This is a genomic window from Rhodococcus sp. ACS1, from assembly GCF_002300155.1.
GTDB classification, from domain to species: Bacteria; Actinomycetota; Actinomycetes; order Mycobacteriales; family Mycobacteriaceae; genus Rhodococcus_F; species Rhodococcus_F koreensis.
Map to the genome: position 1 here is coordinate 1,123,382 of NZ_NSDZ01000001.1, position 18,896 is coordinate 1,142,277.

The 18,896-nt window shown below is 68.1% G+C and carries 16 protein-coding genes; 3 read left to right on the forward strand and 13 right to left on the reverse strand.

Going from position 1 to position 18,896, the window contains the following annotated elements:
- Positions 1–32: 32 nt before the first annotated feature.
- Positions 33–1,349, forward strand: coding sequence for a 3-phosphoshikimate 1-carboxyvinyltransferase (gene aroA, locus CJ179_RS05400; RefSeq protein WP_095860846.1), 1,317 nt, complete (start codon positions 33–35; stop codon positions 1,347–1,349).
- Positions 1,295–2,335, forward strand: a complete 1,041-nt coding sequence (gene rsgA / locus CJ179_RS05405; RefSeq protein ID WP_083395563.1) for a ribosome small subunit-dependent GTPase A — start codon at positions 1,295–1,297, stop codon at positions 2,333–2,335. The genes aroA and rsgA overlap by 55 nt, the downstream gene beginning before the upstream one ends.
- A gap of 28 nt (positions 2,336–2,363) precedes the next feature.
- On the opposite strand, the gene CJ179_RS05410 is transcribed toward rsgA, so the two are convergent.
- The 6 genes from CJ179_RS05410 to CJ179_RS05435 all read right to left on the reverse strand — a co-directional run bounded on the left by CJ179_RS05410 (position 2,364) and on the right by CJ179_RS05435 (position 8,639).
- The gene (locus tag CJ179_RS05410; RefSeq protein ID WP_095860847.1) at positions 2,364–3,602 is read right to left on the reverse strand and encodes an acyl-CoA desaturase; all 1,239 of its coding nucleotides are present in this window, start codon (positions 3,600–3,602) and stop codon (positions 2,364–2,366) included.
- A gap of 112 nt (positions 3,603–3,714) precedes the next feature.
- Positions 3,715–4,971: an acyl-CoA desaturase gene (locus CJ179_RS05415; RefSeq protein ID WP_072937638.1), complete on the reverse strand. Its 1,257-nt coding sequence runs from the start codon at positions 4,969–4,971 to the stop codon at positions 3,715–3,717.
- A gap of 62 nt (positions 4,972–5,033) precedes the next feature.
- Complete coding sequence (locus CJ179_RS05420) at positions 5,034–6,149, reverse strand: ferredoxin reductase (RefSeq protein WP_072937637.1); 1,116 nt, start codon at positions 6,147–6,149, stop codon at positions 5,034–5,036.
- Between the two features lie 91 nt (positions 6,150–6,240).
- Positions 6,241–6,753, reverse strand: a complete 513-nt coding sequence (locus tag CJ179_RS05425) for a hypothetical protein (RefSeq protein WP_072937636.1) — start codon at positions 6,751–6,753, stop codon at positions 6,241–6,243.
- Between the two features lie 30 nt (positions 6,754–6,783).
- Positions 6,784–8,208, reverse strand: coding sequence for a wax ester/triacylglycerol synthase family O-acyltransferase (locus CJ179_RS05430; protein ID WP_095860848.1), 1,425 nt, complete (start codon positions 8,206–8,208; stop codon positions 6,784–6,786).
- Positions 8,202–8,639, reverse strand: a complete 438-nt coding sequence (locus tag CJ179_RS05435; RefSeq protein ID WP_095860849.1) for an HAD-IA family hydrolase — start codon at positions 8,637–8,639, stop codon at positions 8,202–8,204. Before CJ179_RS05435 ends, CJ179_RS05430 begins: the two co-directional genes overlap by 7 nt.
- 105 nt (positions 8,640–8,744) lie before the next feature.
- On the opposite strand from CJ179_RS05435, the gene CJ179_RS05440 reads away from it, so the two are divergent.
- Positions 8,745–9,269, forward strand: a complete 525-nt coding sequence (locus tag CJ179_RS05440; RefSeq protein ID WP_072937633.1) for an Rv3235 family protein — start codon at positions 8,745–8,747, stop codon at positions 9,267–9,269.
- A 15-nt stretch (positions 9,270–9,284) separates the two neighbouring features.
- Here the strand turns inward: CJ179_RS05440 and secA are convergent, their stop codons facing one another.
- The 7 genes from secA to CJ179_RS05475 form a co-directional block, all read right to left on the reverse strand.
- Positions 9,285–12,152, reverse strand: a complete 2,868-nt coding sequence (secA, locus tag CJ179_RS05445) for a preprotein translocase subunit SecA (protein WP_072937632.1) — start codon at positions 12,150–12,152, stop codon at positions 9,285–9,287.
- A gap of 151 nt (positions 12,153–12,303) precedes the next feature.
- The gene (hpf, locus tag CJ179_RS05450; protein ID WP_072937631.1) at positions 12,304–12,981 is read right to left on the reverse strand and encodes a ribosome hibernation-promoting factor, HPF/YfiA family; all 678 of its coding nucleotides are present in this window, start codon (positions 12,979–12,981) and stop codon (positions 12,304–12,306) included.
- 171 nt (positions 12,982–13,152) lie between these two features.
- The gene (locus tag CJ179_RS05455) at positions 13,153–13,851 is read right to left on the reverse strand and encodes a ComF family protein (protein ID WP_095860850.1); all 699 of its coding nucleotides are present in this window, start codon (positions 13,849–13,851) and stop codon (positions 13,153–13,155) included.
- 48 nt (positions 13,852–13,899) lie between these two features.
- The gene (gene lpqB, locus CJ179_RS05460) at positions 13,900–15,693 is read right to left on the reverse strand and encodes an MtrAB system accessory lipoprotein LpqB (RefSeq protein ID WP_072937629.1); all 1,794 of its coding nucleotides are present in this window, start codon (positions 15,691–15,693) and stop codon (positions 13,900–13,902) included.
- Positions 15,690–17,462 carry an MtrAB system histidine kinase MtrB gene (gene mtrB / locus CJ179_RS05465; RefSeq protein ID WP_095860851.1) on the reverse strand — a complete coding sequence of 591 codons (1,773 nt, stop codon included), beginning with the start codon at positions 17,460–17,462 and terminating at the stop codon, positions 15,690–15,692. The genes lpqB and mtrB overlap by 4 nt, the downstream gene beginning before the upstream one ends.
- Positions 17,459–18,136: an MtrAB system response regulator MtrA gene (gene mtrA / locus CJ179_RS05470; RefSeq protein WP_005240059.1), complete on the reverse strand. Its 678-nt coding sequence runs from the start codon at positions 18,134–18,136 to the stop codon at positions 17,459–17,461. Before mtrA ends, mtrB begins: the two co-directional genes overlap by 4 nt.
- A 45-nt stretch (positions 18,137–18,181) precedes the next feature.
- Complete coding sequence (locus CJ179_RS05475; protein WP_095860852.1) at positions 18,182–18,865, reverse strand: dTMP kinase; 684 nt, start codon at positions 18,863–18,865, stop codon at positions 18,182–18,184.
- Positions 18,866–18,896 lie beyond the last annotated feature (31 nt).

Sequence of the window (18,896 nt, forward strand, 5' to 3'; positions counted from 1 at the left end):
ACCCCGCCCGGCGACCCGCCCGATGGGCGAAGATGGAGACCGTGAGCCTGAGCCTGTGGAACGCCCCCCGTGCCGAAGCGCCCGTCGTCGCGACGGTCGCCCTCCCCGGATCGAAGTCGATCACCAATCGCGCGCTGATCCTCGCCGCACTCGCGGACGCTCCGTCCACCCTCACCGGGGCACTGCGCAGCCGGGACACCGACCTCATGATCGACGCACTCCGGACGCTGGGGATCGGCATCGAGACGGCCGGCGCCGACACGACGCTGCGGGTCACTCCCGGACGCCTCCGGGGCGGTGCGGTCGACTGCGGCCTGGCGGGCACCGTCATGCGGTTCCTTCCGCCGGTCGCCGCGCTCGCCGAGGGAACGGTCGAATTCGACGGCGACGAGCAGGCGCGTACCCGCCCGCTCGACACGATCCTGAACGCGCTGCGCGGTCTCGGCGCGGACATCGACGGCGACTCCCTGCCGTTCACCGTCCGCGGCGCGGGCTCCCTGCGCGGTGGCCGGGTCACGATCGACGCGTCCGGTTCTTCGCAGTTCGTGTCCGGGCTGCTGCTGTCGGCCGCCGCGTTCGACGAGGGCGTCACGGTTCATCACGACGGCAAGACGGTCCCGTCGATGCCGCACATCGACATGACGGTCGAGATGCTGCGCGAGTCGGGTGTCGAGGTCTCCACCCCGGCGACGGGCGGGGAGGCCGACACGTGGCGGGTGAGCCCCGGTCCGGTGCGGGCCGTCGACCGGGTGATCGAGCCCGACCTGTCGAATGCCACCGCCTTCCTCGCCGCCGCCGCCGTCACCGGCGGTGAGGTGACCGTTCCGCTGTGGCCTGCCGAGACGACGCAGCCCGGCGACGCGATCCGCGAGATCCTGCTGGCGATGGGCGCCGACGTCCGGCGGGACGGGGCGAACCTCACCGTCCGCGGCCCCCAGCAGCTGACCGGCATCGACATCGACCTGCACGACGTCGGCGAACTCACCCCGACCGTCGCGGCGCTCGCGGCACTCGCGGACGGCCCGTCCCGCCTGCGCGGCATCGCGCATCTGCGCGGACACGAGACCGACCGGCTGGCCGCGCTCGCGCACGAGATCAACTCGCTCGGCGGAAACGTCACCGAGACCGAGGACGGCCTCACGATCGTGCCCGCCGACCTGCACGGCGGGAGGTGGCGTTCCTACGCCGACCACCGGATGGCGACGGCCGGAGCCATCGTCGGGCTGCGGGTCGACGGCATCGAGATCGAGGACATCGGCACCACGGCGAAGACGCTGCCCGGTTTCGAGAACCTGTGGGCCACAATGCTGTCCGCGGCTGCGGGCACCGGTCGGAAGGCGAGCTTCTGAGTCGCAGGCAGTACGACGAGTCCGACGTCCGGGTGCGCCCGGGCCGAGGAACGCGCCCGCGCACGAAAACCCGGCCGGAGCACCTCGCCGCCGAGTCGGCGATGGTCGTCGCCGTCGACCGCGGCCGGTGGGGTTGCGTTCTGGGCGGCGACCCCGAGCGTCCCCTTGTCACCATGCGCGCCCGCGAACTGGGCCGCACCCCCATCGTGGTGGGCGACGAGGTGAGCGTCGTCGGCGATCTGTCCGGCAAACCCGACACCCTGGCGCGGATCGTGCGGGTGGCCGAGCGCGCCACGGTGCTGCGGCGCACCGCCGACGACACCGACCCGTACGAGCGGATCGTGGTGGCCAACGCGCAGCAGTTGCTGATCGTCGTGGCGCTCGCCGACCCGCCGCCGCGGACGGGATTCGTCGAACGCGCGCTCGTCGCCGCGTACGCGGGCGGGCTGAGCCCCATCGTGTGCCTGACGAAGAGCGACCTCGAGCCGCCCGAGGAGTTCGCGAGCGCGTTCGCCGACCTCGACGTCCCCGTGGTCGTGGCAGGCCGCGACGATCCGGTCGACGAGGTCCTGTCCATGCTGTCCGGCAGGCTCACCGCGCTGATCGGGCATTCGGGGGTCGGGAAGTCAACTCTCGTCAACCGTCTCGTGCCCGACGCCGACCGGGCCGTCGGCGTGGTGTCCGGCGTGGGCAAGGGCCGGCACACGTCCACGCAATCGGTCGCGCTGCCGCTCCCGTCGGGCGGCTGGGTGATCGACACCCCGGGCATCCGGTCGTTCGGACTGGCCCACATCTCCCCGGAGAACGTGGTGGCCGCGTTCTCCGATCTGGCCGCGGCCATCGAGGACTGCCCGCGAGGGTGTACCCACCTCGGCCCGCCCGCGGACCCCGAATGCGCGCTCGACCACCTCGAGGGCAAGGCCGCCAAACGCGTCGACGCGGTCCGTCACCTCCTCACGGCCATCGCGTCCAACGAGGCCTGGTGAGGGACGAACCGCGCCGTGGCGGAACTGTCTAGCGGGAAAGCAGCGCGCGCAGACCGCGACGCTTGCGGGTGCGCTTGATCGCGGAACTCAACCCCTGACGGCGGCCGGTCACGGGATCGATTGTCGCCGTGGTGTTTCCACCGAACTTGCGCTCCGACGCCGTCTCCGGCGCGTCGTCCGTGGTCGCCTTGAGGTACTTGTTCGGCAACGACAGCTTGGCGATGGTGCGCCACGACTTCGCGTACTGCACCAGGAACGGGCCGGAGGTGTACGGCAAGTCGTACTTCTCGCACAACTCCCGCACCCGGACGGCGATCTCCGCGTAGCGGTTGCTCGGCAGGTCGGGGAACAGGTGGTGCTCGATCTGGTAGCTCAGGTTGCCGGACATGAAGTCCATCAGCCTGCCGCCGTCGATGTTCGCGCTACCGAGCATCTGGCGCAGGTACCACTCGGGCTGCGTCTCGCTGTCGATGTCGGCCTTCGTGAACTTCTCGGCGCCGTCCGGGAAGTGCCCGCAGAAGATGATCGCGTTGGTCCACACGTTGCGGATCATGTTCGCGGCGATATTGGCAGTGAGCGTGCTCTTCCACGCGGGACCGGTGACCGCGGGGTGGATCACGTAGTCCTTGAGGATCTGCTTGCCGATCTTCTCGCCGACCTCGCGAAGCTTGCGCTGGGTTTCCTCGCTCGGTACGCGCCCCTTGGCGACCTTGCCGAGTTCGAGGTGCTGCGCCGCGATGCCGTACTCGAAGAACAGCGCCAGCAGGGTGTTGTAGAGGAGATTGCCGGTATTGAACGGCTTCCACCGCTGGTCACGTGTGACGCGCAGCAGTCCGTATCCGACGTCGTCGTCCATGCCGAGGACGTTGGTGTACTTGTGGTGGATGTAGTTGTGCGTCTGCTTCCAGTGAGCGGACGGTCCCGTCACGTCCCACTCCCACGAGGTGGAGTGGATCTCCGGATCGTTCATCCAGTCCCACTGGCCGTGCATGACGTTGTGGCCGAGTTCCATGTTCTCGATGATCTTCGAGAGGGAGAGCAAGGCCGTGCCCGCCAGCCAGGCAGGGCGCCGCTTGCTCGCGAACAGCACTGCGCGGCCGCCGATCTCGAGTCCACGCTGCAACCTGATGGTGTTCCGCACGTAGCGCGCGTCGCGCTCCCCGCGAGATTCTTCGATATCGCGGCGGATCGCATCCAACTCGCGCCCGAGCGCCTCGACATCGGCTTCGGTGAGATGTGCGTATTCCTTGACATCTGCAATCGCCATGGGGGACCTCCTCCTGGCTGGGTCGACAGTTCACACCGGATAGGCGCTGACATGACCTACCGTACCGTAAGTTACGACACCGTAGGTTACTTGAGTGTAGGTGTGAGTGAAATCACCGACGACGGCGCGAGATCTTGGCCTCCGCGTGGGCGCGCAGCGCCGACAGCAGACCCCGGCGCTGTCCGGTCACGGGATCCGTGCGCAGCGTCTCGACCATCGCGGCACCCGCGTCGCGAGCATCGCGGAACTTCCGTTCCGAGGACGTCTCGGGGGCGTCGTCCGCCGTCGCGCGCAGGAAGCGGTCGGGCAGGGCGAGTTTGTGGATCGTGCGCAGGGCCAGCAGGTACTGCTTGGCGAGCGACCCCGTGGTGTAGGGGAGGTCGTACTTCTCGCACAGCGCCCGCACTTTCACGGCGATCTCCGGGTACCGGTTGCTCGGCAGATCGGGGAACAGATGATGCTCGATCTGGTAGCTGAGATTCCCGCTCATGAAACCCATGATCTTGCCGGAGTCGAAGTTGGCGCTGCCGAGCATCTGCCGGAGGTACCACTCGTGCCGGGTCTCGTTCTCGTATTCGTCCACGGTGAACTTCTCGGCACCGTCCGGGAAGTGCCCACAGAAGATCACCACATACGCCCACAGGTTCCGCACGAGATTGGCGGTGGTGTTCGCCGTCAGCGTCGACTTCCACGCCGGTCCCGCGAGCACCGGGAACAGGAGGAAGTCCTTGCCGACCTGACGGAAGATCTTGCGGGCGAAATCCTTGTTGGCCTGCGAGTTGAGCTGCCCCTTCTCCGCGCCCTCCAACTCGGCCGCGAACGTGAGGTCGTGGAGCGCGATCCCCCACTCGAACGTGGCGGCCAGGACGATGTTGGCGAACGGCTGCAGCAGGTTGATCGGCCGCCACTCCTCGTCGCGGGTCATCCGGAGGATGCCGAAACCGACGTCGGAATCCATTCCCACGATGTTGGTGAACGTGTGATGGGAGTAGTTGTGGGCCCGCTTCCAGTGCTCGGACGGGCCGGTCTGGTCCCACTCCCACGACATCGAGTGGATCTCCGGATCGTTCATCCAGTCCCACTGGCCGTGCATCACGTTGTGGCCGAGTTCCATGTTCTCGATGATCTTCGAGAGGGAGAGCATCGCGGTGCCCGCCAGCCAGGCCGGCCGGTACCGGCTCCCGAACAGTGCGAGCCGGCCACCGAGCTCCAGCAGTCGTTGCGCCCTGATGGCCCGGCGGATGTATCGGGCGTCGCGGACGCCGCGCGAATCCTCCACGTCGAGCCGGATCGCATCCAACTCACGCCCGAGCGATTCGATGTCCGCTTCGGTCAGATGCGCGAACTCTTTGATGTCGGTGATCGCCACCGTGCTCCTCCGTCTGGTGAGAGTCCGAGAATAGCGGAGTCAGGTGAACAACACGCTCACGCTCACGCGTCGAGCGTGCAGTCCCCTGCCGCCGCCGAGATACAAGTCTGGACTCGGTCACCTTCGGCATGCTGCTTGCCGGACCTCAGGTCGATAGCGTGCCCGGCGAGGATCGGCACGACACAGGTCTGGCAGATCCCCATCCGGCAGCCGAACGGCATGAGCGCCCCGACCTGCTCACCGGCCTCGAGGAGAGTGGTGGCACCGTCGATCGTGACGGTCTTGTCGGCCTTGGCGAACGTCACCGTTCCGCCCTCGCCGGACGTGTCCGCGCGGGAGACGGCGAAACGCTCGAGGTGCAGCTTGCCCTCGATGTTCTCGTCGCGCCACAGCGTCTCGATCTCGTCGAGCATCGGCAGCGGCCCGCAGGCCCACGTCTGCCGTTCGCGCCAGTCCGGGCACACCTCGTCGAGCGAGGACAACGCGAACTTGCCCTGGCTGCGGGTGAGCTGGATCTTGCACCGGAAGTCGTCGTGCTCCTCGTGGAGCTGGGTGAGTTCGTCGGCGAACATCACGTCGGCGTCGGTGGGCGCCGAGTGGACGTGGAAGACGTCCGGGAGCTGGCCGCGCCGGTTCATCGTGCGCAGCATCGCCATGACGGGAGTGATGCCACTGCCCGCGGTGAGGAACAGGATGCGCTGCGGCGGCGGGTCGGGCAACGCGAAGTTGCCCGTGGGCGTCGCGAGCCGGACGATCGTCCCGGACGGCACACCGTTGACGAGGTGACTCGACAGGAATCCCTCAGGCATCGCCTTGACTGCGATGGAGATGCGCTTGTCGTCCCAGTTCGGCGGCGAGGTGAGGGAGTACGAACGCCAGTGCCAGCGTCCGTCGATGTGCAGGCCGATGCCGATGTACTGGCCGGGCTCGTAGTCGAAGTCGAATCCCCAGCCCGGCTTGATGACGATCGTGGCGGAGTCCGCCGTCTCCGCGCGCACGTCCACGATCTGTCCACGCAGCTCGCGGGCGGACCACAGCGGGTTGGCCAGGTGCAGGTAGTCGTCGGGTAGCAACGGCGTCGTCAGACGTGCCGCCGCACCGCGCAACCAATTGAGCTTGGACCGCTTGGCGGGCACGACCGCTGCTGCGGGCGCCTCGATCCAATCCTTCAGACCCATCCGACCTCCACCTTTTCCGTCACGACCTACGCTACCGTAGGTTTTCAAGTTACGGTACCGTAGGTTACCCCAAGGTAAGAGGACGCACCGGTCAGAGCAGTTCGAGCAGGAACGGAAGCTCCTGGGTGGCGTACCACGCCAGAACGTGATCCTCGGCGTCACCGAGAACGAACTCGGCGTCCGGATCCCCGAGATCCGCCTCGTCGATCGCCGACACGGCCCGTTCGATGTCGCGCTCGGCCTCCGCGAGGTCCACGTGCACCGACGCGACCCGGCCGATAGTCACCGGACCGGGCAACCGGACGACGGCGTCGTCGAGGTCCGGACGGGGTGTCACGTCGTCGATGTCCGCGGCGACCACGGCGCGGCGGAAGCGGACCCCGTCGCTCCCGCTCTCCCCCACCCGGCCCGCGATCAGACGCAGCGACGCCCGGGCGGCCTCGGCCATCGCGACCTCGGCCAGTTCGTCGTCGTCGCCCGACGAGTACGCCTCGCGGAGCGTGGCGGTGACGGCGAAGGCGGTACGGCTCATCGGATCGAACTCCTGGTCGGCGACGAGCCGCTGCAGGATCTCGATCGTCGCGGGAACGTACACCCTCGTCATGCGTCACCCGTCATTCGCACCGCAGACTTCTCACCGGCTGGCATCCAACAACTCCTCGAGAGATTCGTACAGCAGCGCCGCCACCACGTCCACGTCGGCCATGGCGTCACGGTCTGCATTCAAACCGTAGTAGACGTTGCCGTCGTAGGACGTGAGGCCGATGCTCAAAGTCTGGTTTTTCAGCAGGGGCGACACCGGGTACATCTCGAGCATCCGCGCTCCCCCGACGTACAACGGCATCTGCGGACCCGGAGCATTGGTGATCATCAGATTGAACATGCGCTGCGAGAAGCTGCTCGCGACACGGGCACTCATCGCGTGCAGCGTGGCGGGCGCGAACCCCGACAACCGCACCAGGGTCTCCGCGGTGACCCGCTGACTCTGCTTCGCGTGCGCCTCCATGGCGTGCGCCACGTGCGACAGCCGCACCACCGCGTTCGGTTCCCCGACCGGCAGGTCGATGAGGAAGGACGACACCATGCTCCGCGGGTCCGCCCACTCGCCGCGGCGGGACGCCTCGTCGTCGGCCTCGGGATCCGTCGCGTACACGGACATCGGGACCATGGCCCGGACCGTGGTCGACTCGGCCACCGGTTCACCGCGGGACAGCAGCCAGTACCGCATCGCACCCGACACGACGGCGAGGATGACGTCGTTGACCTCGCACCCGTACTGCGCGCGGATCTTCCGGTAGTCGCCCAGTTCGGTCTTGACCACCGCGAAGCGCCGATTGCGGGAGATCGTCGCATTGAGCGGACTCGACGGCGCCACCTGCGTCGCGGTGCGGACCACGGCGGCGAGCTTACCGACGGTGCGCACGGTCTCGCCGAGCGCAGACGCCATGTCACCCAACGTCATCCGCAGCGCGGCCAGACCCTCGCCCGGCCTCGACACCATCTCCGCCAGCGCCCCCGCGATGAGAGTGGACTCACTGGGGGCGGGGCTCGGCATCCACAGTTCCTCGGCCATCGGCCGCCGGGTCTTCGCCGGGTCCAGGATCACCTGACCGATCTCGAGCGCCGTCTCGCCGTCGACCAGCGAGGAATGAGACTTCGTGAAGATCGCGAAGCGGTTGTTCGACAACCCCTCCACCAGATACATCTCCCACAGGGGACGCGTGTTGTCGAGGGGCCGGGACGTGAGCCGTGCGACCAGGTCGTGCAACTGGGCGTCCGATCCGGGCTTCGGCAGCGCCGACCGCCGGACGTGGTACTCGATGTCGAAGTCCTGGTCGTCCACCCACACCGGCCGCGACAGTCCCAGCGCCACCTCCCGCACCTTTTGCCGGTAGCGCGGCACCAGGCTCAACCGCTCCTCGACCAGGTTCAGTAATTCCTCGTAGGACAACCCGTTTCGCGGCTTCCGGAAGATCGCCAGCGATCCCACGTGCATCGGCGTACTGCTCGCCTCGAGGAAGTAGAACGATGCATCCTGCGTAGTCAGTCTCGTCACCATGTCGGCGCCTGTCCCCCTTGCATCCCGTCTCGATCCACCTCGAGAAGTATCGCTATCTCGTCCGCCGTGGCCGCGCCGTCGACGTGGTGGATGCCCACCATCCCGACAGCCACTGCGCCCCGGACGTTGGCCGGCAGGTCGTCGACGAAGATACAGTCGCCCGGCTCCAGACCGAGCGCGCCGGCCGTCAGCCGGTAGATCCGCGGATCAGGTTTGGCGACACCGACATCCCCGGACAGCACGACCTGATCGACCAGCCGGCCGTCGCCGAGTTCCCGCAACCACTGCGCGCCGGGACCGCCGGGATCGTTGCTGAGGATCGCGGTCCGCACACCACGGGTCCGGGCACCGGCGAGGACGGACGACAGGCCGTCCATGTCCGAACCGGGACCCGCGAGAACTCCGCCGAAGTCCAATATCAATCCCCGCACGTCCCCACCCTAGGGTCCGCTCCACGGTTCGGCGACACGACGCCGGGATCCGTGCGATTATGACCGCTACGACGGCTGTCTCATGCCGAAACCGGGGGGTAAGAAATGAGTGAGTCCTACACGTTCCTGTCACGGGTGCCGCGCTTCGAGCCGGCGGCCGGCGACGACGCCGCGCCGATCCTGCCGGGAGGTTCGGCGGCGCAGTCGGGTGCGCGGCACCCGCTCGGGCACGGCAGACACCGGTCGTCGCCGCACTCGGGGGCGTCGCCGCGCACCGCCGCGAGGCACCCGGGAACACTGCCGATTCCGTCGCCGGACGTTCAGCGGTTCACGGAGCAGGCGTTCCGGCTCGTTCTCGAAGTGCTGGATCGGCGGCGCAACGTCCGGCAACTGCGGCCGCTGGTGGCGCCGTCGCTCGTCGACGTGGTGCGCACGTTCGCGCTCGCGGAGTCGCCTGCCCGGCGACTCGGTGTGGCGGCGCTCGTCCGCGTGCATCTGCGCGCGGTGGAGCCCTGCGTCTTCGAGGCCTTCGGCACGTACGGCCGGGGGCCACGGATCTTCGTGATCGCTGCCCGTGTCGAACAACAGTCCGACACGGGCTGGACCGTCACCTCGCTGGTGATCGGCTGATCGTCCCCGCTGCGGTCAGCGCTTGCGCTTGGTACGCGGGGCCTTCTTACCCTTCGACTGCGACCGCGCGGCCTCGCGCCGCTGGCGACGGGTTCCGGCGTCGGCGGAATCGTCCGATTCGGCCGCTCCGCGGCGGCTGAGCTGGGCGTTGCCGTCTTCGGCGGGCCCGGAATACGTGAGCCCGCGGGGCTCACCGTCGTCCAGTCCCTTCGCGCGGAGGGCCGACGGTGCCGCCGTGCCCTGCGCCTGCTGCGCTGCCTCCTGGGTGGGCAGCGGTCGCGGTGCCGCCGGAGCGGGTGCAGCCGACGCCGTCGCCGCGGCGGAAGCCGCGGTGACGCTGACACCCGGGGCCTGCGCCGCCTGCGGGGCGGCCGCCTCGACCTGGAGGTTGAACAGGAATCCGACCGACTCCTCCTTCAGGCCCTCGAGCATCCCACCGAACATGTCGAAACCTTCGCGCTGGTACTCGACGAGCGGATCACGCTGGGCCATCGCCCGCAGGCCGATGCCCTCCTTCAGGTAGTCCATCTCGTAGAGGTGCTCACGCCACTTCCGGTCGAGGACGCTCAGCAGGACCCGGCGCTCGAGTTCGCGCATCGATCCCTCACCGGCGACGCCGTCGATCTCGGCCTCACGCCGTGCGTAGGCCTCGTGCGCGTCCTTCAGCAGGGTCTCGCGCAGCTCGTCGGCGGTGATGTCCTTCGTCTCGTCGTCGCCGTCGCCGACCAGTTCCTTGTAGTCGACACCGATCGGGTACAGCGTCTTGAGCGCCGTCCACAGTTGTTCGAGATCCCAGTCCTCGACATAGCCCTCCGCGGTGGCGCCGTCGACGTAGGCGGTGACCACGTCGGTGATCATCTTCTCGACCTGGCCCTCCATGTCCTTGCCTTCGAGGATCTGACGGCGCTCGTTGTAGATGACCGTGCGCTGCTGATTCATCACCTCGTCGTACTTGAGGACGTTCTTGCGGATCTCGAAGTTCTGCTGCTCGACCTGCGTCTGAGCGCTCTTGATGGCCTTCGAGACCATCTTCGCCTCGATCGGGACGTCGTCGGGCAGATTGAGCCGGGTCATGATCGACTCGAGCGCCGCACCGTTGAACCGTCGCATCAACTCGTCGCCGAGTGACAGGTAGAACCGCGACTCACCCGGATCGCCCTGACGACCCGACCGGCCGCGCAACTGGTTGTCGATGCGCCGGGACTCGTGCCGCTCGGTGCCGAGGACGTACAGCCCGCCGGCCTCGCGGACCTTGTCGGCGTCGGCCTTCACCTCGGCCTTGACCTGGTCGAGGACGTCGTCCCACGCCGCCTCGTAGTCGTCGGGGGTGTGGACGGGGTCGAGGCCCTGCTTGCGCAGCGCGATGTCCGCGATGATGTCGGGGTTGCCGCCGAGCACGACGTCGGTACCACGACCGGCCATGTTGGTGGCCACCGTGACCGCGCCCGACCGGCCGGCCTCGGCGATGATCTGGGCTTCCTGCTCGTGGAACTTCGCGTTCAGGACGTTGTGTGCCACCCCGCGCTTGGTGAACTGCTTCGACAGGTACTCGGACCGCTCGACGCTGGTGGTGCCGATGAGGACCGGCTGGCCCTTCTCGTGCCGCTCCACCACGTCGTCGACGACGGCGTCGAACTTGGCTTCCTCCGTCTTGTAGATCAGGTCGCCGTTGTCGACGCGGACCATCGGCCGGTTGGTGGGGATCGGGATGACGCCGAGGTTGTAGATCTGGTGCAGCTCTGCGGCCTCGGTCTCGGCCGTACCCGTCATGCCCGACAGCTTGTCGTACAGGCGGAAGTAGTTCTGCAGCGTGATCGTGGCGAGGGTCTGGTTCTCGGCCTTGATCTCGACCTTCTCCTTGGCCTCGATCGCCTGGTGCATGCCCTCGTTGTACCGGCGGCCGACGAGGACGCGGCCGGTGAACTCGTCGACGATGATCACTTCGCCGTCGCGGACGATGTAGTCCTTGTCCTTCGTGTACAGTTCCTTGGCCTTGATGGCGTTGTTCAGGTAGCTCACGAGCGGCGAGTTGGCGGCCTCGTACAGGTTGTCGATGCCGAGCTGGTCCTCGACGAGCTCGACGCCGGCCTCGTGGACGCCGATGGTGCGCTTGCGGATGTCGACCTCGTAATGCACGTCACGCTTGAGCAGCGGCGCGATGCGGGCGAACTCCGCGTACCACTTGCTCGACGCATCGGCGGGGCCGGAGATGATGAGCGGGGTCCGGGCCTCGTCGATGAGGATAGAGTCGACCTCGTCGACCACGGCGAAGCTGTGACCGCGCTGGACGAGATCGTCCAGGGAGTGCGTCATGTTGTCGCGCAGGTAGTCGAACCCGAACTCGTTGTTGGTGCCGTACGTGATGTCCGCCGCATAGGCCGCGCGACGCTCGGCGGGCGACATGCCGGACAGGATCACGCTGGTGTCGAGTCCGAGGAAGCGGTGGACGCGGCCCATCCATTCGGAGTCGCGCTTGGCGAGGTAGTCGTTGACCGTGACCACGTGCACGCCGTCCCCGGCGATCGCGTTGAGGTATGCGGGCAACACGCAGGTCAGGGTCTTGCCCTCACCCGTCTTCATCTCGGCGATGTTGCCGAAGTGGAGGGCGGCGCCGCCCATGATCTGCACGTGGAAGTGCCGCTGGTCGATGACCCGCCAGGACGCCTCGCGGGCGACCGCGAACGCCTCGGGCAGCAGCTCGTCGAGCGTCTCGCCGTCACGGTAGCGGGCGCGGAACTCCTCGGTCTTCGCGCGGAGTTGCTCGTCGGTCAGGTCTTCGACCTCGGGCGACAGCGAGGAAACGTGGTCGGCGATGTGCTTGAGCCGCTTGACCATGCGACCTTCACCAACACGGAGCAGCTTCGATAGCGACAGCGACGGCACAGTCTTGTTCGTCCTCAATCTTCGGCAGTGGATGGGTGACACACAAAATCCGGCCGGAGGTCCGAGAACCCCGGCCGGATTCCATGGTAGGCGCTTCCGCGATCGGACGAGTAGACCGACCGCTCGGATCGTCAGGCGGAACGGGAGTACATCACGCCAGACGGATCAATCCGTAGTCGAACGCGTGCCGCCGGTAGACGACGGTCGCCTTGTCCGACTCCTTGTCGTGGAACAGGAAGAAATCGTGTCCTACCAGCTCCATCTCGTACAAAGCGTCGTCGACGGTCATCGGCGTGGCCTTGTGTTCCTTGGTACGCACGACATGACCCGGTGTGTGCTCGTCCGACACCTGACCGTCCAGGGAGATGTCGGGACTGATGCCGAGACTGTCGTCCTCGGCGAGTGCGGCGGTGGCCTCCGCCACCGACACCGGGGTCTTTTCCCCGTAATGGACCTTCTTGCGATCCTTCGTGCGGCGGAGCCTGCTCTCGAGCTTGGCGGTCACCGACTCGAATGCTGCATAGAAACTGTCGGCGCATGCCTCGGCTCGGGCTACCGGCCCCTTGCCTCGGGCAGTGATCTCGACGCGCTGGCAGTTCTTCCTCTGGCGCCGATTGGGTTCGTGGTGAAGTTCGACATCGAACAGGAATATGGAGGGATCGAAGCGCTCGAGGCGCGACAGCTTCTCGGAGACGTACACGCGGAAGTGGTCGGGTACCTCGACGTTGCGTCCCTTGACGACGATCTCGGCGGTGGGGGTATCCGTCTTCTCTTGTGCTTCCGTGGTGCGGTCGTCGACGAAAACCGAGGCTTGCGAAGGGGTCGTCACTCGTACCTCCCGATTACGGCCCCGCCCCTTGATGGGCGGCGGCGAGTTTGAGCAATGCCGGAAGGGGGTCCGCCCGGCACCAGGTTCGAAGTTCCACCTCCTACCTGTGTTTTCGGGTGTGTCCGCGACGCTAGTACGTAACGCGCGCGAGTGCCACTGTTCGGCAGAATTTCATCCAACACCCGCCACCACGACCACCGCGCTGATCCGGATACCCACTCTCGACAACACCCGAACCGACTCGGTCGCGGTCGCGCCGGTGGTCGACACGTCGTCCAGAAGAACCACCGAAACCCTGTGCAATGACGGCGATTCCGACTCGAGATGTCGCGCGAATGCTGCGCCGCTGCGCGTCAACCGAACGCCACCCTCTAGGTTTACTCGACGTTGATCTGCGTTCAGTCCGACCGAATCACGCACGGCGCGCCGCATCACGAGCGCGGGACACACGCGCCTGTCCCCTACCGCGGCGACGGCGATCCGCGTGACGGGGTCACCGCCGCGTGCACGGGCCGCCCGCGGACGCGTCGGAGCCGGCACGAGGACCACCGGGGCGACGTCCGGCGGGTCGAGTTCACCCCACTGTTGCAGACGGCTCAGAGCGCCCGCTACGGCGGATCCGAGCGGCGCAGCGAGATCGCGCCGCCCACGCTCCTTCGCGGCGATGACGGCCCGGCGGCGGGCACCCGAGTACGGCCCGAGCGCCCACACCCCGACGCCGGGGTCCACCCGCGGCCGGAGCAGCACGGGATCGTCGGCCAACTCCGTGGCGCAGCGGGCACACCACTGGGTGCCCGGCACCCCGCACCCGCCGCACTCGGCGGGCAGGATCAGGTCGAGCAGGGTGCGGAGACCGGGCAGGGCGCGCATGCGGGCAGTATCCGCGTTCGCACCGACAGCCGGCCCGCAGCGGCGGCCTCAGCCCGGCAGGACCGGGATCGCCTTCACACCCGTCAACCCGGGAACCTCCCGCCAGTACCGGTCGCCGGCCGGATCGTTGTTGTTCAACTGGAACACCGCCCGGGAGTCGGCGACGAACTCCGTGGTCGTCGACGCGTCCACGGCCACCACCGGCGCGGTCAGGTTGCGACTCGGCAGCGCGTCCATCCGCGAACCGTCGACGGCCACCTGCACCACCGGGATGTCCGACGCCGCACGCGCGACGACGATCGTGTCGCTCGTGCTCCAGTCCAGGGACAGCGCCGGGCTGCCCAGCCCGATCGCGACCGCACGGGGATTCGTCAACGCGTACTGACCACCCGGCGTCTGGGTGACGATGGCGAGATAGACCTTGCCGTCGACGATCAGTGCCGCACGCACCCCGTCGCGGGACAGGCGCAACTCGGTGATCGTGGCGCCCAGTGCGGTGACGGCGCCTGCGTCGACGTTGACCACCGACGTCCGGCCGGTGCCGGGCTCGCGCAACACCCGAATGACCGTGTTGCCGTTGACCGCTGCCCAGATCGCCGAGTTGTCGGGCGCCCACGTGGGTCGGGTGATCGCGCCACCCTCGAGCACCGATGCGGCACCGTCCTCGTACGCCCCGACCATCAGCGAACTCGCGGGTTCCGGCGCGGGACGCCCGGTGTCCGCGACCGCGGCGACCAGTTTCCCGTCCTGCGACAGCGCGAGCGACCGCATGTTGCGGGCCGAACCGAAGTACCCGGGCACCGGGGTGACACCGGTCTCGGTGACGCTCACCATCGACCCCTCGCGCAGCGCGTGCAGGCCGACGGTGGCGCTGGACGTCGCGAACGGGTTCATGGACGCGACGTCGGCGGTGGTCCACCCGTTCGGGAACCGTTCGTCGAACGGCTCGCCGTCGGCGAGCAGCACGTAGGGGCCCGAGATCTCCGCGTTGGCCAGCGTCCAGATCACCTGCGCCGCGAACAGCTGCTTCTGCTGCGCGTCCATCGGCGGCACGCCGGCGAAGTCGATCCGGATCCCGCCGAGCCCCACCCCGACCTGCGCGGTGCGGCCGTCGGCCTTCGTGATCGGGCCGCGCACCGAGACCCCGTCACCGAGCTCGTTGCGGACGGCCGGGGCGAGCGCGGCCTTGGGCCCGTCGATCAGCAGGCCGATCAGCTGCGACGCCATCTGGTCCTGGGCGCCCGACACCCAGCGCGGGTCCGGCACGACCGTCGTCCCGGCCGGGTCGAGGAAGTACAGCGACTTGCGCTGGTACGTGTTCAGGAACTGCGCCCGATCGAGGATCACGCCTGCGGGGAGTTCGGAGATCCGCCATTCGCCGCCCTGCAGCTCGAGACTGATCTTCGTCTCGAAACTGCCCTCCTCCGCAACGTACAGCCCACCGGGCTCGAGCTGACCCACCTTGTTGGCGCGGATCGTGTACGTCGCCTGGTCGGCCGACCGGGTCTCCGGGAGCACGTCGACCTTGTCGACGATCGTGGCGCTGGCCGCGTCGTCCCACCTGCCGGACACACCGGGGGTGAGGAACTGGCGGGCCGCGAGGTGCCGGTCGGTCGGATCGGTGCTGGCCTTGAAGAAGTCGCGCAGCAGCAGGTCTGGTTCGCGTCCCGGCGCCGGGGCCGCGACACTCGAGCCCGGCGAGTCACGGTTGATCGTGCCGATCGCCTGCGGGGTGGACGAATCCGGGAGGCTCGCGCACCCGCTGACGGTCACGAGCACCGCGAGGGCGATCGCACCGCACACCGACCGCGACTGCAGGGCGGATCGCCGGCCGGGCGTCACAGGTCCGACTCCGGCACGTGCGCACCGTCCCGGTCACCGACGTGCGCACGCTCACGTTGCTTGGGAATCGTGCGGGACTCGTCGGCCGCCGCCTCCGGGGCCTCGTTGCGCACCGGCAACGTGTCGTCGCCCGGAACCGGCTGTCCTTGAACGTATTTCACGGTTCCTGGTTTCAGCGGCAGCGGGCTCGACACGACCTTGCGTCCCCGCACCCGGGGCAGCGTCAACCGGAAGCAGGCGCCCTGGCCGGGTTCACCCCACGCCTCGAGCCTGCCGTCGTGGAGATTCGCGTCCTCCACGCTGATCGCGAGTCCGAGGCCGGTACCGCCCGACCGCCGCACGCGCGACGGATCGGACCGCCAGAACCTGTTGAACACCAGCTTCTCCTCGCCCGGCCGCAGGCCCACGCCCTGGTCGCGCACGATGAACGCCGCAGCGCTGTCGTCGGCGCGCACGCGCAGCAGCACCGGCTTGCCTTCTCCGTGATCGATCGCGTTCGCCAGCAGGTTCCGCAGGATGCGCTCCACCCGACGCGGATCCACCTCGGCCATCACCGCCTGATCGGGCAGGTCCACGATCAGTTCGGTCCCGCTCTCGCGCGCGAGGTGGCGGACGGTCGAGATCGCCGCACGCGCACACATCCGGACGTCGAGTTGCTCGGCGGCCAGTTCCGCGACGCCGGCGTCGTGCCTGCTGATCTCGAGGAGGTCGGCCAGCAGCCCCTCGAATCGGTCCAGTTCCGCGACCAGCAACTCCGAGGACCGCCGCAGCACGGGGTCGAGATCGTCGCTGCCGTCGTGAATGAGGTCGGCCGCCATGCGCACGGTCGTCAGCGGCGTCCGTAGTTCGTGGCTCACGTCGGAGGTGAATCGCTTCTGGAGATTTCCGAACTCCTCGAGCTGGGTGATCTGCTTGGACAGACTCTCCGCCATCTCGTTGAACGACATCGCCAGCCGGGCCATGTCGTCCTCGCCGCGCACGGGCATCCGTTCCTTCAACCGGCCGTCCGCGAAACGCACCGCGATCCGTGACGCCGACCGGATGGGCAGGACCACCTGCCGGGCGACGAGGAGCGCGATGGCCGCGAGCAGCACGGCGAGCACGGCGCCACCCACCAGCAGCGTGCCGCGGACCAGCGACAGGCTGCGGTCCTCACTGGCCAGCGGGAACACGAGGTACAGCTCGAGTGTGGAGATCGCCGACGCGGTCGGGCTCCCGACGATCAGCGCCGGCCCCGAATAGCCTTCCGGATCGTTCACGGTGGCGAACTGGTACGCCACCTGACCGGCCTGGACGAACGCCCGCAGCGACTCCGGGATCTGGTCCGCCGGACCACTCGACGTCGGCGCACGGGGGCCGTCACCGGGCACGATCAGCACCGGGTCGAACGTCCCCGCCGAACCCGACGCCTGCCCGGCGTCGGGTTCACGGTTCGTCAGGGCGGCCCTGGCGCCGTCGAGCTGCGTGGTGGGCGAACTACTGTCGTCCGCGCCTGCCAGCTGCCCCTCCACCGTGCTCCGGGCACGGTCCATCTCCTCGGTGGCCGCGTTGATCTTCGTCTCGAGCAGACGGTCGGTGATCTGACTCGTCAGCACGACGCCGAGCACGACGATGACGATGAGCGACAACGTCAACGTCGAGACGACGACCCTCAGCTGCAGCGAACGACGCCACGTGTGCGCGAGGGTATTGCTCAGTGAGTGACCCCACCGAAGGATCGGCGAAACGCGTCGGTTGACACGACGCCGCCATCGGGAAACACCTGTCACGGCGGTCCGGCCTTGTAGCCGACCCCCCTGACCGTCAAAACCACTTCGGGATTCTCGGGATCAGTCTCGACCTTGGCGCGCAGGCGCTGCACGTGCACGTTGACCAGTCGGGTGTCGGCCGCATGTCGGTAACCCCACACCTGCTCGAGCAGCACCTCACGGGTGAACACCTGTCGCGGCTTGCGCGCCAGAGCCACCAGCAGGTCGAACTCGAGGGGGGTGAGGGAGATCAGTTCTTCGCCCCGGCTCACCTTGTGGGCGGGGACGTCGATGACGATGTCGGCGATGCTGAGCAGCTCGGCCGGCTCGTCCTCGGTCCGGCGAAGCCGAGCGCGGACCCGAGCCACCAGCTCCTTGGGCTTGAACGGCTTCATGATGTAGTCGTCCGCGCCGGATTCCAATCCGAGGACCACGTCGACGGTGTCCGTCTTCGCGGTCAGCATCACGATGGGAACACCGGAATCGGCCCGCAGGACACGGCACACGTCGATGCCGTTCATGCCGGGCAGCATCAGGTCGAGCAGCACCAGGTCGGGGCGTGTCTCCCGGACCGCGGTGAGCGCCTGGGTCCCGTCCCCCACCACATACGGATCGAATCCTTCGCCGCGGAGCACGATCGTGAGCATCTCCGCGAGCGCAGTGTCGTCGTCGACAACCAGAATCCTTGGCTTCATGTCCCTATCGTTGCATCTTCGGAGGCCGTAACAGCCCGTTCGCCGTTACGGCGTGCCGTGTTCTTTCTCGTCACGGCGTGCCGTGTCGTCACTCAAGAGTGCCAGGTTTTCGGCGAGCGTGACCGGATCGGTGTCCGGGGTGAGCACCCACCACGGCGAAATCCAGTCCTTCACGGCCAGCTCGCGGTACACCTCACCGGTGCGTTCCTGCAGCCCACGGTCGCGTTCGTAGGCGTCGAGCGACCGGCTGGAATCCGCCGATTCGCGGCCACGGGCGCGTTGCGCGGCGAGCGCCACGGGAACATCCAGGTACAGCTGCAGGTCGGGTCGGGGCAGCCCCAGCCGCTCGAATTCGAGGTTCGCCACCCAGCCGACGAACTCCCCGTCCGCCGCCTGGTGCAACCGGGCCGCGCCGTACGCGGCGTTGGACGCCACATAGCGGTCGAGGATCACCAGGTCGTGGCCGGCGAGCAGCGCGGACAGCTCGCCGACGGCACCGGACCGGTCCAGCGCGAACATGACGGCCATCGCGTGCACGGAGTCGGCGAGGTCCCCGTGCGCGCCCTTGAGCGCCTCGGATGCCAGATCGGCGTGCACGGACCGGCCGTACCGCGGAAAGTCGAGGGTGCCGACCGTCAGACCCCGTTCGGCGAGGCGGGCCACGACCGCTCCGACGAGTGTTCGCTTGCCCGCGCCGTCCAGGCCTTCCAGCGCAATCAGTGTTCCCACGGGGAGAAAGGCTATCCCCCGGCCCGCACGC

Bases quoted from the DNA above. Each gene is read 5' to 3' on its own strand.
- aroA (WP_095860846.1), top strand. From the start codon at position 33: ATGGAGACCGTGAGCCTGAGCCTGTGGAACGCCCCCCGTGCCGAAGCG.
- CJ179_RS05410 (WP_095860847.1), bottom strand. From the start codon at position 3,602: ATGGCGATTGCAGATGTCAAGGAATACGCACATCTCACCGAAGCCGAT.
- CJ179_RS05420 (WP_072937637.1), bottom strand. From the start codon at position 6,149: ATGGGTCTGAAGGATTGGATCGAGGCGCCCGCAGCAGCGGTCGTGCCC.
- CJ179_RS05425 (WP_072937636.1), bottom strand. From the start codon at position 6,753: ATGACGAGGGTGTACGTTCCCGCGACGATCGAGATCCTGCAGCGGCTC.
- CJ179_RS05430 (WP_095860848.1), bottom strand. From the start codon at position 8,208: ATGGTGACGAGACTGACTACGCAGGATGCATCGTTCTACTTCCTCGAG.
- CJ179_RS05440 (WP_072937633.1), top strand. From the start codon at position 8,745: ATGAGTGAGTCCTACACGTTCCTGTCACGGGTGCCGCGCTTCGAGCCG.
- CJ179_RS05455 (WP_095860850.1), bottom strand. From the start codon at position 13,851: ATGCGCGCCCTGCCCGGTCTCCGCACCCTGCTCGACCTGATCCTGCCC.
- mtrA (WP_005240059.1), bottom strand. From the start codon at position 18,136: ATGAAGCCAAGGATTCTGGTTGTCGACGACGACACTGCGCTCGCGGAG.